General features: G+C 60.0%; 11 protein-coding genes. 5 read left to right on the plus strand and 6 right to left on the minus strand.

Annotated elements, in window-relative coordinates:
• Nucleotides 1-19: 19 nt before the first annotated feature.
• Together qseB and qseC are read left to right on the plus strand one after the other, a co-directional pair.
• Nucleotides 20-682, plus strand: a complete 663-nt coding sequence (gene qseB, locus ACCC84_RS12310; RefSeq protein WP_004958872.1) for a quorum sensing response regulator transcription factor QseB — start codon at nt 20-22, stop codon at nt 680-682.
• The gene (gene qseC / locus ACCC84_RS12315; protein WP_004958874.1) at nt 679-2,037 is read left to right on the plus strand and encodes a quorum sensing histidine kinase QseC; all 1,359 of its coding nucleotides are present in this window, start codon (nt 679-681) and stop codon (nt 2,035-2,037) included. The genes qseB and qseC overlap by 4 nt, the downstream gene beginning before the upstream one ends.
• 33 nt (nt 2,038-2,070) lie before the next feature.
• Here qseC and folK read toward each other — a convergent pair whose 3' ends face one another.
• The 6 genes from folK to thpR all read right to left on the minus strand — a co-directional run bounded on the left by folK (nt 2,071) and on the right by thpR (nt 7,300).
• Nucleotides 2,071-2,574, minus strand: a complete 504-nt coding sequence (gene folK, locus ACCC84_RS12320) for a 2-amino-4-hydroxy-6-hydroxymethyldihydropteridine diphosphokinase (protein WP_004958877.1) — start codon at nt 2,572-2,574, stop codon at nt 2,071-2,073.
• Nucleotides 2,575-2,674: 100 nt separating this feature from the next.
• Nucleotides 2,675-4,210 (minus strand): polynucleotide adenylyltransferase PcnB, encoded by a 1,536-nt coding sequence (gene pcnB / locus ACCC84_RS12325; RefSeq protein ID WP_371901960.1) that lies wholly within the window; start codon nt 4,208-4,210, stop codon nt 2,675-2,677.
• A 219-nt stretch (nt 4,211-4,429) separates the two neighbouring features.
• On the minus strand, nt 4,430-5,341 hold the full coding sequence (gluQRS, locus tag ACCC84_RS12330; RefSeq protein WP_198773663.1) for a tRNA glutamyl-Q(34) synthetase GluQRS: 912 nt from the start codon (nt 5,339-5,341) through the stop codon (nt 4,430-4,432).
• Between the two features lie 73 nt (nt 5,342-5,414).
• On the minus strand, nt 5,415-5,870 hold the full coding sequence (dksA, locus tag ACCC84_RS12335) for an RNA polymerase-binding protein DksA (protein ID WP_004958885.1): 456 nt from the start codon (nt 5,868-5,870) through the stop codon (nt 5,415-5,417).
• Between the two features lie 182 nt (nt 5,871-6,052).
• A complete protein-coding gene (sfsA, locus tag ACCC84_RS12340) occupies nt 6,053-6,760 on the minus strand; it encodes a DNA/RNA nuclease SfsA (protein ID WP_004958887.1) in 708 nt (235 codons plus the stop codon).
• Nucleotides 6,761-6,772: 12 nt separating this feature from the next.
• Nucleotides 6,773-7,300, minus strand: a complete 528-nt coding sequence (gene thpR / locus ACCC84_RS12345; RefSeq protein ID WP_039991761.1) for an RNA 2',3'-cyclic phosphodiesterase — start codon at nt 7,298-7,300, stop codon at nt 6,773-6,775.
• Nucleotides 7,301-7,372: 72 nt separating this feature from the next.
• Between thpR and hrpB the strand changes: the two genes are divergently transcribed.
• The 3 genes from hrpB to fhuA all read left to right on the plus strand — a co-directional run bounded on the left by hrpB (nt 7,373) and on the right by fhuA (nt 14,947).
• Nucleotides 7,373-9,811, plus strand: coding sequence for an ATP-dependent helicase HrpB (gene hrpB, locus ACCC84_RS12350; RefSeq protein WP_182646434.1), 2,439 nt, complete (start codon nt 7,373-7,375; stop codon nt 9,809-9,811).
• A 175-nt stretch (nt 9,812-9,986) separates the two neighbouring features.
• Nucleotides 9,987-12,494, plus strand: a complete 2,508-nt coding sequence (mrcB, locus tag ACCC84_RS12355) for a bifunctional glycosyl transferase/transpeptidase (protein ID WP_004958895.1) — start codon at nt 9,987-9,989, stop codon at nt 12,492-12,494.
• Between the two features lie 254 nt (nt 12,495-12,748).
• Nucleotides 12,749-14,947 carry a ferrichrome porin FhuA gene (gene fhuA / locus ACCC84_RS12360; protein WP_039991763.1) on the plus strand — a complete coding sequence of 733 codons (2,199 nt, stop codon included), beginning with the start codon at nt 12,749-12,751 and terminating at the stop codon, nt 14,945-14,947.
• The last annotated feature ends 47 nt before the right edge of the window (nt 14,948-14,994 follow it).

Below are 14,994 nucleotides of genomic sequence, written 5' to 3' on the forward strand. Positions count from 1 at the left end.
AAACCAGAAAAGGACGCACATGAGAATTCTGTTGATTGAAGACGATAAGATTATTGGCGACGGCATCAACGTTGGGTTGACCAAACTGGGCTTCAATCTGGATTGGTTCACCGACGGCGTTATCGGTCGGCAGGCGTTGACCAGCGCCCCCTACGACGCGGTGATCCTTGACCTCAGTCTGCCGGGCATCGATGGGCTCGATCTGCTGCGTGAGTGGCGCGAGGCCGGGCACGACGTGCCGGTGCTGATCCTGACCGCGCGCGATGCGCTGGAACAGCGGGTCAGCGGCTTGCAGAACGGCGCCGACGACTATCTGTGCAAGCCGTTTGCGCTGGCGGAAGTGGCCGCGCGGCTGCAGGCGCTGATCCGGCGCCGTCACGGCCAGCTGACGCCACAACTGGTGCACGGCAAACTGGTGTTTGATACCGCCGCGCGTAGCGTCTGCCTGAACGGTGAGCCGGTGATCCTCACGCCGCGCGAACTGGCGGTGCTCGAACTGCTGCTTAACAACAAGGGGCGGGTGCTGGCACGGCCATTGATTCAGGAAAAATTGTACAACTGGGATGACGAAGTCAGCAGCAACGCGGTCGAAGTGCATATCCATCATCTGCGCCGCAAGTTGGGCAATGGCGTGATCCGCACCGTGCATGGCGTGGGATATACGCTGGGAGACGCCGAGTGAAGCGTCTGAGCCTGCGGTTACGCCTGATAATCATCTTCAGCCTGCTGGCGTTACTGACCTGGTGCATCGCCAGCGCGGTGGCGTGGAATATCACGCGCCATAACATCGACCAACTGTTCGACACCCAGCAAATGCTGTTCGCCAAGCGGCTGGCGACGGCCAATCTGGGCGATCTGTCAACGCAGCAGGCGGCGCGCAGCCTGCCGGCAACCAAAAAACTGGTCAACCACGGCAAACGCGGTGAGCAGGAGGACGATGCGCTGGCATTTGCCATTTTCGACAGTGACGGCCAGATGCTGCTCAACGATGGCGAAAACGGCGCCGATATGACGTTTGACGGCAAACGCCAGGGGTTTGTCAATGGTCGGCTGAAGGACGATGACGACCTGTGGCGACTGGTATGGCTGACCAGCCCCGATAGCCAGCATCGCATTGTGGTCGGGCAGGAACTGGATTATCGGCAGGATATGGCGCTGTCGCTGGTGACCGGGCAACTGACGCCGTGGCTGGTAACGCTGCCGCTTTTGATGCTGCTGATGGCGCTGATGGTCGGCCGCGAACTGCGGCCGTTGCGCACGGTCGCCGCCGGTTTACGCCAGCGCGCGCCGGACGATGCCACGCCGATCGCAGCGCAGCGGGTGCCGACCGAAGTGCGTCCGTTGGTGGATGCGCTGAACGCGTTGTTTGCACGGATCAATACCATGCTGCTGCGCGAACGGCGTTTTACCTCCGACGCGGCGCACGAGCTGCGCAGCCCGCTGGCGGCACTGCGGGTGCAAACCGAGGTGGTGCAGTTGGCCGGCGACGATGTCGCGATGCGTGAACGGGCGGTGGAAAACCTGTCCGTCAGTATCGATCGCGCTACGCGGCTGGTGGATCAGTTGCTGACCCTCTCGCGGTTGGACGCGCTGCCCAACCTGGACGGGCAAGCGCCGGTGGACTGGGGGCAACTGGTGCCGGCGACGCTGGCAGAGCAGGAACATCATGCCCACCAGGCGGGCGTAACGCTGCGCTATCAGCCACAGGGCGCGCCGTCGCCACGTTCAGGCGATGGGCTGCTGCTGTCGCTGCTGGTGAGAAACTTGCTGGACAATGCGGTGCGCTACACGCCGACGGGGAGCGCCGTTACGGTGACATTGAACGCCGCTGAACTGCGGGTTGAGGACGAGGGGCCTGGCGTTACGACGCAGCACCTGGCTCGGCTGGGTGAGCGCTTTTACCGACCGCCAGGGCAGGAACAGACCGGCAGCGGATTGGGGGTTTCCATCGTGCAGCGCATCGCCGATCTGCATGGTTTGCGGGTCAGTTTCGCCAATCGGCGCGAAGGGGGATTTGTCGCCAGGGTGCTGTTCTAGCGTGAGCTGCCAGGACGCATCGTGTCTGCGGCGTCAGGCGGAATGCCACAGCCTCATACCGTTCATCGGCACGCGCTTCAGGCAGTCGGCCAGCGCTTCGCCGTCGGGCAGAATCAGATCCGGGGCGATTTCCGCTAGCGGATACAACATGAACTCACGCTCTTTCAGGCCGTAATGCGGCACCGTCAGGCGGTCGGTGTTGATGACCCGATCGCCATACAGCAGCATGTCGAGATCGAGCGTGCGCGGCCCCCAGCGTTCGTCCTTGCGGACGCGTCCCTGATTGCGTTCAATCGCCTGAGTGTGATCGAGCAACTGTTCGGCGGGCAGTCGGGTGTCAACCGCCACCACCGCATTGAGGAAGTCCGGCTGGTTCTGCGGCCCCAGCGGTTTGGTACGGTAAAACGAGGAGCAGGCGATCAACTGGGTGCGAGGTATATGCGCCAACGCCTCCAGGGCCGTGTTCACCTGTTGCAGCGGCTGCGCCAGGTTGCTGCCCAGCGCGATGTAAACTCTGAAGAATTCAGGCTGCGTCATCAGCGTTACCAGGCAAAACCCCGGCCGCCTGGTTCACCAGGTGCCCGGGAAGCGCCAATGTCGACGCAGCGTGAAGTATGACGAGTAACAACGCAGATCATTATGCTCCTTCTTTGCGTGGCGCTCTGCGGCGCGGTCGGCGCTGACGCGAGCGTCGCGGTGCCGGATCTTCGCCCAGCGTGCTCAACATGGTTTTCTGGCGTGCCGGGGTGGCATCCTGGAATTCGTCCCACCATTCGGCCAGGCGCAGCATTTCCGGATTGTTTTCCACCTGGGCGCGCAACGCCAGCAGATCGTAGGCGGCACGGAACTTGGGATGCTCCATCAGCTTGTGTGCCCGTTTGCCCTGACGGCGCGATAGGCGCAGCTGCAGCTGCCAGATATCACGTACCAGCGTGGTGATCCGTTTTGGGATCGCCAGTGAACGACACTGTTCGTCCAGCACGTCATTCATCGCCAGCGCAAAGGCATCGTAATACGCCAGACCGCTTTCCTGTGCCAGCTTTTGCGCATGTTCCAGCAACGGATACCAAAGCATAGCAGCAAACAGGAACGCCGGGTTGACGCGCATATCATTCTGCAAACGGTGATCGGTGTTTTTCAGCACCTGTACCAGCATGCGCTCCATTGGCGTGTCATGGTTTGGCGTAAAGTTGCGGGCGATCAGCGGGAACAGCGGCTGGAACAGCTGGTATTCGCACAGCTTCAGATAGGTCGAGAAACCGTAGCCGGATTGCAGCAGCTTGAGGGATTCCTCAAACAGCCGGGCCGGTGGGATTTCATGCAGCAGCGATGCCAGGCGCGGAATCGGCTCGGCCGTTTCGTTGCTGATGGTCATATCCAGTTTGGCGGCGAAACGCACCGCGCGTAGCATGCGCACCGGATCTTCGCGGTAGCGGGTTTCCGGATCGCCAATCAGGCGAATCACGCCTTGTTGCAGATCGCGCATGCCGCCAACGTAATCACGCAGGGTGAAGTCCGCCACGCCGTAATACAGGCTGTTGATGGTAAAGTCACGACGTTGGGCATCTTCTTCGATCGAACCGAAAATGTTGTCGCGCAGCAGCATGCCGTTTTGTGCCTGCTGGGAGGAGTTCTTGTCGTGCTCCGGGTTGGGCTCATGATGGCCGCGGAAGGTGGCGACTTCGATGATTTCCGGCCCGAACATCACGTGCGCCAGACGGAAACGGCGCCCTACCAAGCGACAGTTGCGGAACAGCTTGCGTACCTGTTCCGGCGTGGCGCTGGTGGTGATGTCAAAATCCTTCGGCTTTTTGCCGAGCAGCAAATCACGCACGCCGCCGCCGACCAGATAGGCTTCATAGCCGGATTTGTTCAGGCGGTAGAGCACCTTCAGCGCGTTTTCGCTGATGTCCTTGCGCGAAATGGAATGCTGTTCGCGTGGGATCACGGTCATTGGGCGCGTTCCCTCGCTGGCGGGCACGGGTGGACGTTTGCGCGCCGGGCGACGGGCAGGCTGATCTCTGCCGCCGTCGGCCTGTGGCGCTGGGGATGGGGTTGCCACAACGCTTTCTTCGCGAACTACGTTTTTATCGTTGGCCGGCGTTGTTTCGCGGGCCACCTTGTCATCGCGGATTAGTACCTTACGGCAGAAATTGGCTACTCGGGTAAAAATGGTACACCTCGATAGTGACTGATAAAAATGGAGCTGCCCTGCATATTTCAAGCTGCAACGCCATCGACTACGCGCTGGCCTGTCTCGGCGGGGCTTTCCCCCTGCGAGAGGCGCGGCATGCCACGGCGGCTTCTGTTCGCGGCAGATTTGCCAGCCGATCGCTGCCTGGCTGCACCTTGAAATCTATTGGGCATATAAAAAATAGCGGCTAATCATAGCTCACCATGGCTCTTTTGAGAATGCCGTTGTGTTTTCGTCCAGGGTAATTGCCTGTCGACGCGGTACGTTTTCCAACCGCCAATGGGCGATTGCAAAGCGTAATAATAATGGCAGATCAAGATCTTGCCAGTTTTCCGGCAGCGGCTGGTGCAAAAATTTCAGTGCGGCGACCAGCAGCGGGCGCGGATCGCCGGTAGGCAACGGCGGTGCATGATTCTGTTTGGACAGTTTCAGGCCGTGTTCACCGAGCGCCAACGGCAGGTGTACATAGCGCGGTACCGGCGCCTGCAACTGATGATACAGCGCAATCTGCCGCACGGTAGGTTCGATCAGATCCGCGCCGCGCACGATTTCGTTGACGCCCTGGAAGTGATCGTCGACCACCACCGCCAGATTATAGGCGAACAGGCCGTCGCGCCGACGGATGATAAAATCCTCCTGCGCCAGCGCCGGGTCGGCCTGCAGGCGGCCCTGCAGGCGATCGTCAAACGCGTAAACCGGAGCGCTTTGCCGCAGGCGAATGGCGGCAGCGTGTGCGCCTAGCTGCAGGTCGCGGCAATGGCCGTCATACAGCCCGCCAATCTGCTGGATGCGGCTGCGGGTACAGGTGCAGTAATAGCTGAGCCCCTGCTGTTGTAGCCAGTCCAGAGTAGCGCGGTAAGCGTCGTGACGTTGGGATTGATAGACGACCTGGCCGTCCCAGTGGAGACCATAGTGTTCCAGCGTGGCCAGGATACGATCGGCGGCACCGGCGACTTCGCGCGGCGGATCGATATCTTCGATGCGTACCAGCCACTGCCCGCGTTGGGCGCGAGCCTGAAGAAAACTTCCCAGAGCGGCAATCAGCGAGCCGAAATGCAAATCTCCGGAAGGTGAGGGGGCGAAGCGCCCCACATAATGACGTTCTTGCATAGCCTGGGAAGTTGGGTTCCCTGTTGCTTAAAACGGCGCGTGGTGAAACGCGCCGCCAGCGTTGACAACGGTATTAACCGGCCATCTGCTTTTCGCGGATTTCAGCCAGTGTCTTACAGTCGATGCACAAATCGGCGGTCGGGCGCGCTTCCAGGCGTCGAATGCCGATCTCCACGCCGCATGATTCGCAGAAGCCAAAATCTTCGTCTTCTACTTTCTTCAGCGTTTTTTCGATCTTTTTGATCAGTTTGCGTTCACGGTCACGGTTACGCAGTTCAAGGCTGAACTCTTCTTCCTGCGCGGCACGGTCGACCGGATCCGGGAAGTTGGCAGCTTCGTCTTGCATATGCGATACAGTACGGTCTACTTCGTCCCTGAGCTGGTTGCGCCACGCTTCAAGAATGCGCTTAAAATGCGACAGCTGGGCGTCGTTCATATACTCTTCGCCCGGCTTCTCTTGGTACGGCTCCACCCCAGCGATGGCGAGAATGCTCAAGGACGAGGTTTTACGGTTTTGCCCTTCTTGCATGTTGCTTCTCCTACATACACACGCACTATCGAATCCCCAATGCGGGGGAAAAACAGGCCGCTATAAATAACAGATGGGAAGTAGGTTGGCAATTATTCCTGTCGCCTGCTTGACAATCGTGTGAAGGAAGGCGTATTTGGCGACGCAATATCCGGTTGTCGAAATATTTGTTCCCGGAATCGCTAATCGATAAAAAACGGTAACTTATCTTCAAGATATATACCGTCAGGTGATAATTTAGCCCCATAACAAACCACTTCTACACCCTGCAGCCGAACCTGAGCCAACAGTGACGCATAATGCGCATCTATATGATGAGCGGGGGCGACATGGTCGATGCCACTGTGTAACACGGCAAAAAACAATACCGCCCGCTGCCCGCTTGCAGCCACGCTCTGCAACTCGCGTAAATGCTTCTGCCCTCTGAGCGTGACGGCATCAGGGAAGTAACCACGTTTCTGTTGCAATAATGTGACCGACTTGACTTCAATATAGCAGTTAACGCGGTTTTCTGCCTGTAATAACAAATCGATACGACTGTTTTCACCGCCATATTTTACTTCGCCGGTCATTTTACTGTAACCGGATAATTCACTGATTAAATTACGTTCAATGGCTTCGCGTACCAGAGCGTTGGCACGCAGAGTATTGACGCAGATCCAGTCGCCCTGTTGGGTGTGCGTCAGCTCCCAGCTATGGGCATATTTGCGTTTGCCATTGGTCGACGTGGAGTACCACACGGTGTCGCCGGGCGTGGCGCAGCCGGTCATGGCGCCGGTGTTGGCGCAGTGCAGGGTAAAGGTATCGCCTTGCGGCGTCACTACATCGGCCAGAAAGCGCTTGTAACGTTTAATCAGCGTGGCGGATTGCAGCGGCGGGGTAAATTCCATGGATGTTCCTGCTTATTTTAGCGGCCAGTGCGCCAGCGGCTGATAGCGCGTGCGGCCATGTTCGAATACCGATTGATACAGGGAAAATTGTGTGGCTGGCATCACCCAGCCCGGAGTCGACGGCGGCAGCGCTATCGGTCGGGTGGCGGCGCGCAGTAGCGTAATATGTGGATGGAATGGCAGCGGGCTTTGGAAGCAGCCGCTGCGTGCCGCCTGCGAGCGCAGCATATCGGCCAGTTGCAGCAGTCCACGCGGCGCGCGCTTGCAGCCGAGCCATACTACGCCGGGTCGCGGCCAATGACCGAGATCGTCCAGGGTAATGCTGAACCCCGGCTGACGGATGCGTCCGGCCAGTTGCGTCAACGCCGCTTCTTTCTGCGCGCTGACGTCACCGAGAAACGCCAGCGTCAGATGCAGATTGGCTGCGGCCACCGGGCGGCCGTGTTCAGGCTGAAACGCCTCGGCGCGCCAGCGAATTACCGGTTGCTGCAAGGCGTCGGGCAGGCTGAGGGCAAAGAACAGGCGGCGGCTACTGGACATAACGATCTCATTGATTGAAGGCAACATACTGTACAATGCCCGGTTTTGAATGTTAACCACCACGGAGAGACTGTGTCTTCATTGCCCGTCAGCGCGATACTCGATGAACTGCTCACTGCATTGCACAGCGCACCGCAGGTGCTGCTGCACGCCCCTACCGGTGCCGGCAAATCGACCTGGCTGCCGTTGCAGATCCTGGCGCGAGCGGGATTGCCGGGGCGCATTATCATGCTCGAGCCCCGCCGGCTGGCGGCAAAAAACGTCGCTTACCGCCTGGCGCAGCAACTGGGGGAAGAGCCGGGCGCAACGGTGGGCTACAGCATGCGGGCCGAAACGCGCAGCGGGCCTGATACCCGCCTGATGGTGGTGACTGAAGGGGTGCTGACCCGCATGTTGCAGCAGGATGCCGAATTGCAGGGCGTCTCGCTGGTGATCCTCGATGAATTTCATGAGCGCAGCCTGCAGGCGGATTTGGCGCTGGCGCTGCTGCTCGACGTGCAACAGGGGCTACGCGACGATCTAAAGCTGCTGGTGATGTCGGCGACACTGGACAATGCGCGCCTGTCACCGCTGTTGCCGGACGCGCCGGTGGTGGTGTCGGCAGGGCGCAGCTTCCCGGTAGAGCGTCACTATCATTCTCTGGCCAGCTACCCGCGGCTGGAAGATGGCGTGGCGGCGGCGGTCAAGCGCCTGCTGGCTGAGCAGCACGGCTCGCTGCTGCTGTTCCTGCCGGGGGTGGCGGAGATCAACCGGGTACAGGAACGCCTTAATGGTGCCGTCGCCAGCGATGTCGATCTTTGCCCACTGTACGGCGCGCTGCCGCTCGCACAGCAACAGCGGGCGATCCAGCCGGCGGCTGCCGGGCGACGCAAGGTGGTGCTGGCGACCAATATTGCCGAAACCAGCCTGACCATCGAAGGCATACGGCTGGTGGTCGACAGCGGGTTGGAGCGCGTCGCGCGTTACGACCCGCGCAGCGGTCTGACACGGTTGCTGACACAGCGTATCAGCCAGGCGTCGATGATCCAGCGAGCCGGCCGCGCCGGACGCCTGGAGCCGGGCATCTGCTGGCATCTGTTTGCCAGGGAGCAGGGCGAGCGCGCCGCCGAGCATGCCGAGGCGGAAATAGGACAAAGCGATTTGTGCGGTTTTTGGCTGGAGCTGCTGCAATGGGGCTGTGTGGATCCCGGGCAACTGACCTGGCTCGATGCGCCCCCCGCAAGCGCACTGGCGGCGGCGCAACGCCTGCTGCATTCCCTTGGCGCCACCGACGACGGCGGCAAGCTGACCGTCGCCGGGCGGCAAATGGCGATGATGGGCTGTGAACCCCGACTGGCGGCGATGCTGCATGCCGGCGCGCAATCAGGCGCCGATGGGCTGGCGACCGCGGCGCTGCTGGCGGCACTGTTGGAGGAGCCGCCGCGCGGGGGAGCCATGGATATCGATTACTGGCTGAGTCGCCCGCAGCCGCATTGGCAACGGCGCGCGCGCCAGCTTGCCCAACGGCTGCCGGGGCGTGCCGGTCAGGTGGATGTCACGCTGGCGCCGCGTTTGCTGGCGCAGGCCTTCGCCGACCGCATTGCCCAACGGCGTGGCCAGGATGGCCGTTACCTGTTGGCAAACGGCATGGGTGCCGCAATGGATCAGGATGAGGCTCTGTCGCGCACGCCGTGGCTGATTGCACCCGCGTTGTTACAGGGAGCCAACAGTCCCGATGCACGCATCCTGTTGGCGTTGCCGGTAGATATCGAGGCATTGGCCGCACAGTTGCCGCACCTGATACGGCAGCAGACCGCCGTCGAGTGGGATGAGGAGAAGGGCACGCTGCGCGCCTGGCAGCGCCAGCAGATTGGCCGCCTGACGCTGAAAGCCCGACCGTTGGCAAAACCGGCGGACGACGCGCTGCAACAGGCGCTGATCGAGTGGGTACGCACGCAGGGGCTGGCGGTGCTGGGTTGGGATAGCGCAGCCGAGCAACTGCGTATTCGTTTACAATGCGCACAGCGCTGGCTGCCGGAGGCCGACTGGCCAGCGGTGGATGATGAGACCCTGTTGGACTCGCTGGAGCGCTGGCTGCTGCCATCTCTCGGCGGCGTGCGGGATTTACGCGGGCTCAAGCAGGTCAACCTTGCCGAGGCCCTTGGTCGGCTGCTCGACTGGCAACAAAAGCAGCGGCTGGATAATGCGTTGCCCACTCATTACACTGTGCCGACCGGCAGTCGCCTGCCGATCCGTTACGATGCGGACAAGCCGCCGCTGTTGCCGGTGCGTTTGCAGGAAATGTTTGGTGAACAGCGCAGTCCGATGCTGGCCGAGGGTCGCATCGCGGTGGTGCTTGAGTTACTCTCTCCGGCGCACCGACCGCTGCAAATTACCGGCGATCTGGCGGCGTTTTGGCAAGGGGCCTACCGCGAAGTGCAAAAAGAGATGAAAGGGCGCTACCCGAAGCACTTATGGCCTGACGACCCGGCCAACGCCGCTCCGACGCGGCGTACCAAGAAATACCAATAGGCGGATGTGCTGGTCGCGACGGCGACCCGGGCTGAGCCTGGCGACGTGCCGTGATGCAGTGGTGCTGGTTTAGGGTATAGAATTCAGATGTTTCTTCTGTTCACGCGTCCGGTGCAGGAACAGATTAAGCGATTCATTTACGGCCACGGGCCGTTCAGCGTGGAGAACAACGGCAATGGCTGGGGATGACCGCGAACCCATTGGGCGCAAAGGCAAGCAACCGAAACGCAGCGCATCGCGCAAACCGCTGCGCCGTCGCAGAGACGACGACTATGATGATTTTGAAGCAGATGACTATCAGGATGAGTATGAGGATGAAGACTATGATGACCAGGAGCAACGCATGCCGCGTAAGGTAAAAGCTGCCCCACCGCGTAAAAAACGCCGCTGGCTTGGCCTGATTGTTAAAATCATTCTGGTGATTGCCGTGCTGCTGGCGGTGTACGGCGTCTACCTTGATTCCCAGATCCGTAGCCGCATTGACGGCAAGGTCTGGCAGTTGCCGGCGGCGGTCTATGGCCGCATGGTCAACCTTGAACCGGGCATGCCGTACAGCAAAAAGGAAATGGTCGATCTGCTGGAAGGGATGCAGTACCGCCAGGTGAGTCGCATGACGCGTCCGGGAGAATTTACCGTACAGGCCAACAGCATCGAAATGCTGCGTCGTCCGTTTGACTTCCCGGATGGCAAGGAAGGCCAGATCCATGCGCGTCTCGATTTCCAAAACAATCGGCTCGCCAAAATCGAAAACATGGAAAACCGGCGCAGCTTCGGTTTCTTCCGCCTGGATCCGCGACTGATCACCATGTTGCAATCGCCTAACGGTGAGCAGCGACTGTTTGTACCGCGTAGCGGTTTCCCCGATCTGCTGGTGGATACGCTGATCGCTACCGAAGACCGCCACTTCTATGAGCATGGCGGCGTCAGCCCGTACTCCATCGGCCGTGCGCTGGTGGCCAACCTGACCGCCGGTCGTGCGGTGCAGGGTGGCAGTACCCTGACACAACAGTTGGTGAAGAACCTGTTCCTGACCAACGAACGCTCGCTGTGGCGTAAGCTCAACGAAGCCTACATGGCGTTGCTGGTCGATTACCGATACAGCAAGGATCGCATTCTGGAGCTGTACCTCAACGAGGTGTATCTCGGCCAGAGCGGCAGCGATCAGATTCGTGGTTTCCCACTGGCCAGCCTGTATTACTTCGGTCGCCCGGTCGATGAGCTGAGCCTCGATCAGCAGGCGTTGCTGGTCGGCATGGTGAAGGGCGCGTCGCTGTATAACCCGTGGCGTAACCCGAAACTGGCGCTTGAACGCCGTAATCTGGTGTTGAAACTGTTGCAGAACCAGGGGGTTATCGATGCCGAGCTGTACAATATGCTCAGCGCGCGTCCATTGGGCGTGCAGCCGAAAGGCGGCGTGATTACCCCGCAACCGGCCTTTATGCAATTGGTGCGTCAAGAATTGCAGGCCAAACTGGGTGACAAGGTCAACGACCTGTCGGGGGTGAAGATCTTCACCACCCTCGATCCGGTATCGCAGGATGCGGCGGAAAAAGCGGTGGAAACCGGCGTGCCAGCACTGCGCGCCGCGCGTAACGTCAAGGATCTGGAAGCGGCGATGGTGATCGTCGATCGCTTCAGCGGCGAAGTGCGTGCCATGGTCGGCGGCTCCGATCCGCAATATGCCGGCTTCAACCGTGCGATCCAGGCGCGCCGTCTGGTGGGCTCTCTGGCCAAGCCGCCAACCTATCTGACCGCGTTGTCTGAACCGGACAAGTACCGTTTGAACACCTGGCTGGCGGATGCGCCACTGTCGTTGAAGCAGCCGAATGGCAGCGTATGGCAGCCAAACAACTACGATCGCCGATTCCGTGGCAAGGTGATGCTGGTGGATGCGCTGGCCAACTCGCTGAACGTACCGACGGTAAATCTGGGGATGGCGGTCGGGCTGGATCAAATCAGCGCCACGCTGCAACGTCTGGGTATTCCGAAGGCGGAAATCAACCCGGTGCCGTCGATGCTGTTGGGGGCGATTGGCCTGACGCCGATGGAAGTGGCACAGGAATACCAGACCATCGCCAGCGGTGGTAACCGTGCGCCGTTGTCGGCTCTGCGTTCGGTGATCGCCGAAGATGGCAGCGTGCTGTACCAGAGCTTCCCGCAGGCGGAACGCGTGGTGCCGGCACAGGCGGCCTATCTGACGCTGTATGCGATGCAGCAGGGCGTAGCGCGCGGTACGTCGCGCTCGCTGTCGGTGAAGTTCCCGAATTACCATCTGGCGGCCAAAACCGGTACCACCAACGACCTGCGTGACAGCTGGTTTGCCGGCGTGGACGGCAAAGAGGTGGCGATTGCCTGGGTGGGGCGCGACAACAATGGCCCGGCCAAGCTGACCGGCGCCAACGGCGCGCTGACGCTGTATCGTCGTTATCTGGAGAACCAGACGCCGTTGCCATTGATGCTGCAACCGCCGGAGGGCATTAGCCAGATGAACATTGACGGCGACGGTAACTTTATCTGCGGCGGCGGCGGTCGCACTCTGCCGGTATGGACCGATAACCCGGACGGGTTGTGTCAGGCCAGTCAGGCGGCGATCCAGCAACAGCAGGAACAGCAGCAGCCGCAAAACGAGCAGAAGGGTGCTGACGGCGTTGCCGGCTGGATTAAGGATATGTTCGGCCAATAATTCAGGCGCAGAAATGTAAAATCGCCTACAAGAATCCGCTTGTTTTGTTACTCGGCCCGCAACGTTCAGTTGCGGGCTTTTTTGTTTTTGGCATCAGGATATTTAGCGCGGGTTAAACGGGCTGAATGCGCATCGTTACTGGTTTCCCTTAACGGAAATCAGCTTGCAGTTCAATTACGCTTCTGCATAAAATGCGACGCTTATAATAATTATTATCGTTTACATTCGTTATCACCGACATCAGAGAAAAAACCATGCCGACCAAGCGTCCTTCTTCATCTCCGGCTGTGTTCAGCCGATTTCCCGTGCGCGGTGCGGCAATTGCCATCGCCGCTGCGTTAGGTTCCTTCAGCCTGCCGTCTTTGGCCGCCGACAGCGCGACCAGCAACGGCAAGGAAGACACGCTCACCGTGGTGGGCAGCAGCAGTGCGCCGCAGGAGAGCGCCTGGGGGCCGGTAGGCACCTACGCCGCCAAGCACAGCGCCACCGGCACCAAAACCGATACGCCGCTGGTGAAAACGCCACAGTCGGTATCGGTGGTGACGCGTGAAGAGATGGACATGCGCCAGCCGGACACGGTGAAAAGCGCACTGGCCTATACGCCAGGCGTGATGGTCGGTAACCGTGGCGCTTCCACCGCCTATGATTCGGTGAACATTCGCGGCTTCAGTTCGGTCGGCACCAATATGTATCTGGACGGTTTGAAGCTGCAGGATGACAACTATTCGATTTTTCAGATCGACCCCTACTTCCTGGAGCGTGCCGAAGTGCTGCGCGGGCCGTCTTCGGTGCTGTACGGCAAAAGCAATCCGGGCGGGGTGGTGGCGTTGGTCAGCAAACGCCCGACCACCGAGCAACTGCGCGAAGTCCAGTTCAAGATGGGCACCGACAATCTGTTCCAGACCGGGTTTGACTTTGGCGGCGCGCTGGATGACGCCGGCGTTTACTCGTATCGTCTGACCGGCCTGGCGCGTGACGAAGATCAGCAGCAGGTGGGAGAGAAGAGCAAACGCTACGCCATCGCGCCTTCCTTTACCTGGCGACCGGACGATCGCACCTCGCTGACGCTGCTCAGCAGCTTCCAGGACGATCCGAGCGTGGGTTATTACGGCTGGCTGCCGAAAGAAGGCACGGTTGAAAACGGCATCAACGGCAAGCTGCCAACCAGTTTCAACGACGGCGAGCCTGGTTACAACAACATCTCGCGCAAGCAGCAGATGCTCGGCTATGCCTTTGAACACGGCTTTAACGACGTGTGGACCGTGCGGCAAAACCTGCGTTACTCCAAAATGGACGTCGATTACCGTTCTATCTATGGATCGGGTATCAGCGCCAGTAACCCTGCCGAGCTGACGCGCGGGGTGATGAACTCGAAGGAGCACCTGTCCAGCTTCGCGGTGGATACGCAGGCCCAGGCCAGGTTCGCTACCGGCGCCGTCGATCACACCCTGTTGCTGGGGGTAGATTATATGCGCATGCGTAACGACGTGGTTTACCAGTATGGCAGCGCGTCCAGTCTGAACGTCATTGCTCCGCAATACGGTAACCAGAGTTACACGATTAACGGCGGCGCCAGCCAGGTCAATCGGCAGGAGCAGACCGGCCTGTATGTTCAGGATCAGGCCGAGTGGCATAACTGGGTGCTGACCATGGGCGGCCGGTATGACTGGAGCGACACCAACAGCACCAACCGTTTGGACGGCGATTCGGTATCCCGACAAAAGGACAATCAGTTCACCGGGCGTGCCGGTCTGAACTATGTATTTGATAACGGCGTTGCGCCTTATATCAGCTACAGCGAATCCTTCGAGCCGACCTCCGGTGCCGATATTGATGGTAACGTGTTCTCGGCATCCAAAGGTCGGCAGTATGAAGCCGGCGTGAAGTATGCACCGACGGATCGTCCGATCACCGCCAGCATGGCGATTTATCAGTTGACCAAAACCAACAACAAGGTAGCAGATACCGACCATCCCGGCTTTACCAAGCAGGGCGGCGAAATCCGTTCGCGTGGCGTAGAGCTGGAGGCCAAGGCGGCGCTGACCGCCAATGTCAACCTGTTGGGGTCGTATACCTATACCGATGCCGAATACACCAAAGACACCACCCTGCAGGGCAATGCCCCGGCAGCCATTCCCAAGCACATGGCATCGCTGTGGGCGGATTACACCTTCTACGAAACGGCGCTCAGCGGCCTGACCCTGGGTTCCGGGGTGCGCTACGTCGGTTCCAGCTACGGCGATGAAGCCAACAGCTTTAAAGTGAAAGACTACACGGTGTTTGACGCGGCGGTGAAGTACGATCTGGCGCGCTTCAATCTGCCAGGCTCTTCCATCGCCATCAACGTCAACAATGTGTTTGACAAGGAATACGTCTCCAGCTGCTTTGCCACCTATGGCTGCTACTGGGGCGCAGAACGTCAGGTGGTCGCTACCGCAACCTTCCGCTTCTAACCGGACAACCGCAGGGGGGCCTAGGTTGCCCTGCGGTGAAAACAGGG

Origin of the sequence: Serratia odorifera, from assembly GCF_041448735.1 — a bacterium.
GTDB classification, from domain to species: domain Bacteria; phylum Pseudomonadota; class Gammaproteobacteria; order Enterobacterales; family Enterobacteriaceae; genus Serratia_F; species Serratia_F odorifera.

Excerpts from the sequence above, each read along its gene's own strand:
- qseB (WP_004958872.1), top strand. The coding sequence starts at position 20 with ATGAGAATTCTGTTGATTGAAGACGATAAGATTATTGGCGACGGCATC.
- folK (WP_004958877.1), bottom strand. The coding sequence starts at position 2,574 with ATGACGCAGCCTGAATTCTTCAGAGTTTACATCGCGCTGGGCAGCAAC.
- gluQRS (WP_198773663.1), bottom strand. The coding sequence starts at position 5,341 with ATGCAAGAACGTCATTATGTGGGGCGCTTCGCCCCCTCACCTTCCGGA.
- dksA (WP_004958885.1), bottom strand. The coding sequence starts at position 5,870 with ATGCAAGAAGGGCAAAACCGTAAAACCTCGTCCTTGAGCATTCTCGCC.
- sfsA (WP_004958887.1), bottom strand. The coding sequence starts at position 6,760 with ATGGAATTTACCCCGCCGCTGCAATCCGCCACGCTGATTAAACGTTAC.
- thpR (WP_039991761.1), bottom strand. The coding sequence starts at position 7,300 with ATGTCCAGTAGCCGCCGCCTGTTCTTTGCCCTCAGCCTGCCCGACGCC.
- mrcB (WP_004958895.1), top strand. The coding sequence starts at position 9,987 with ATGGCTGGGGATGACCGCGAACCCATTGGGCGCAAAGGCAAGCAACCG.
- fhuA (WP_039991763.1), top strand. The coding sequence starts at position 12,749 with ATGCCGACCAAGCGTCCTTCTTCATCTCCGGCTGTGTTCAGCCGATTT.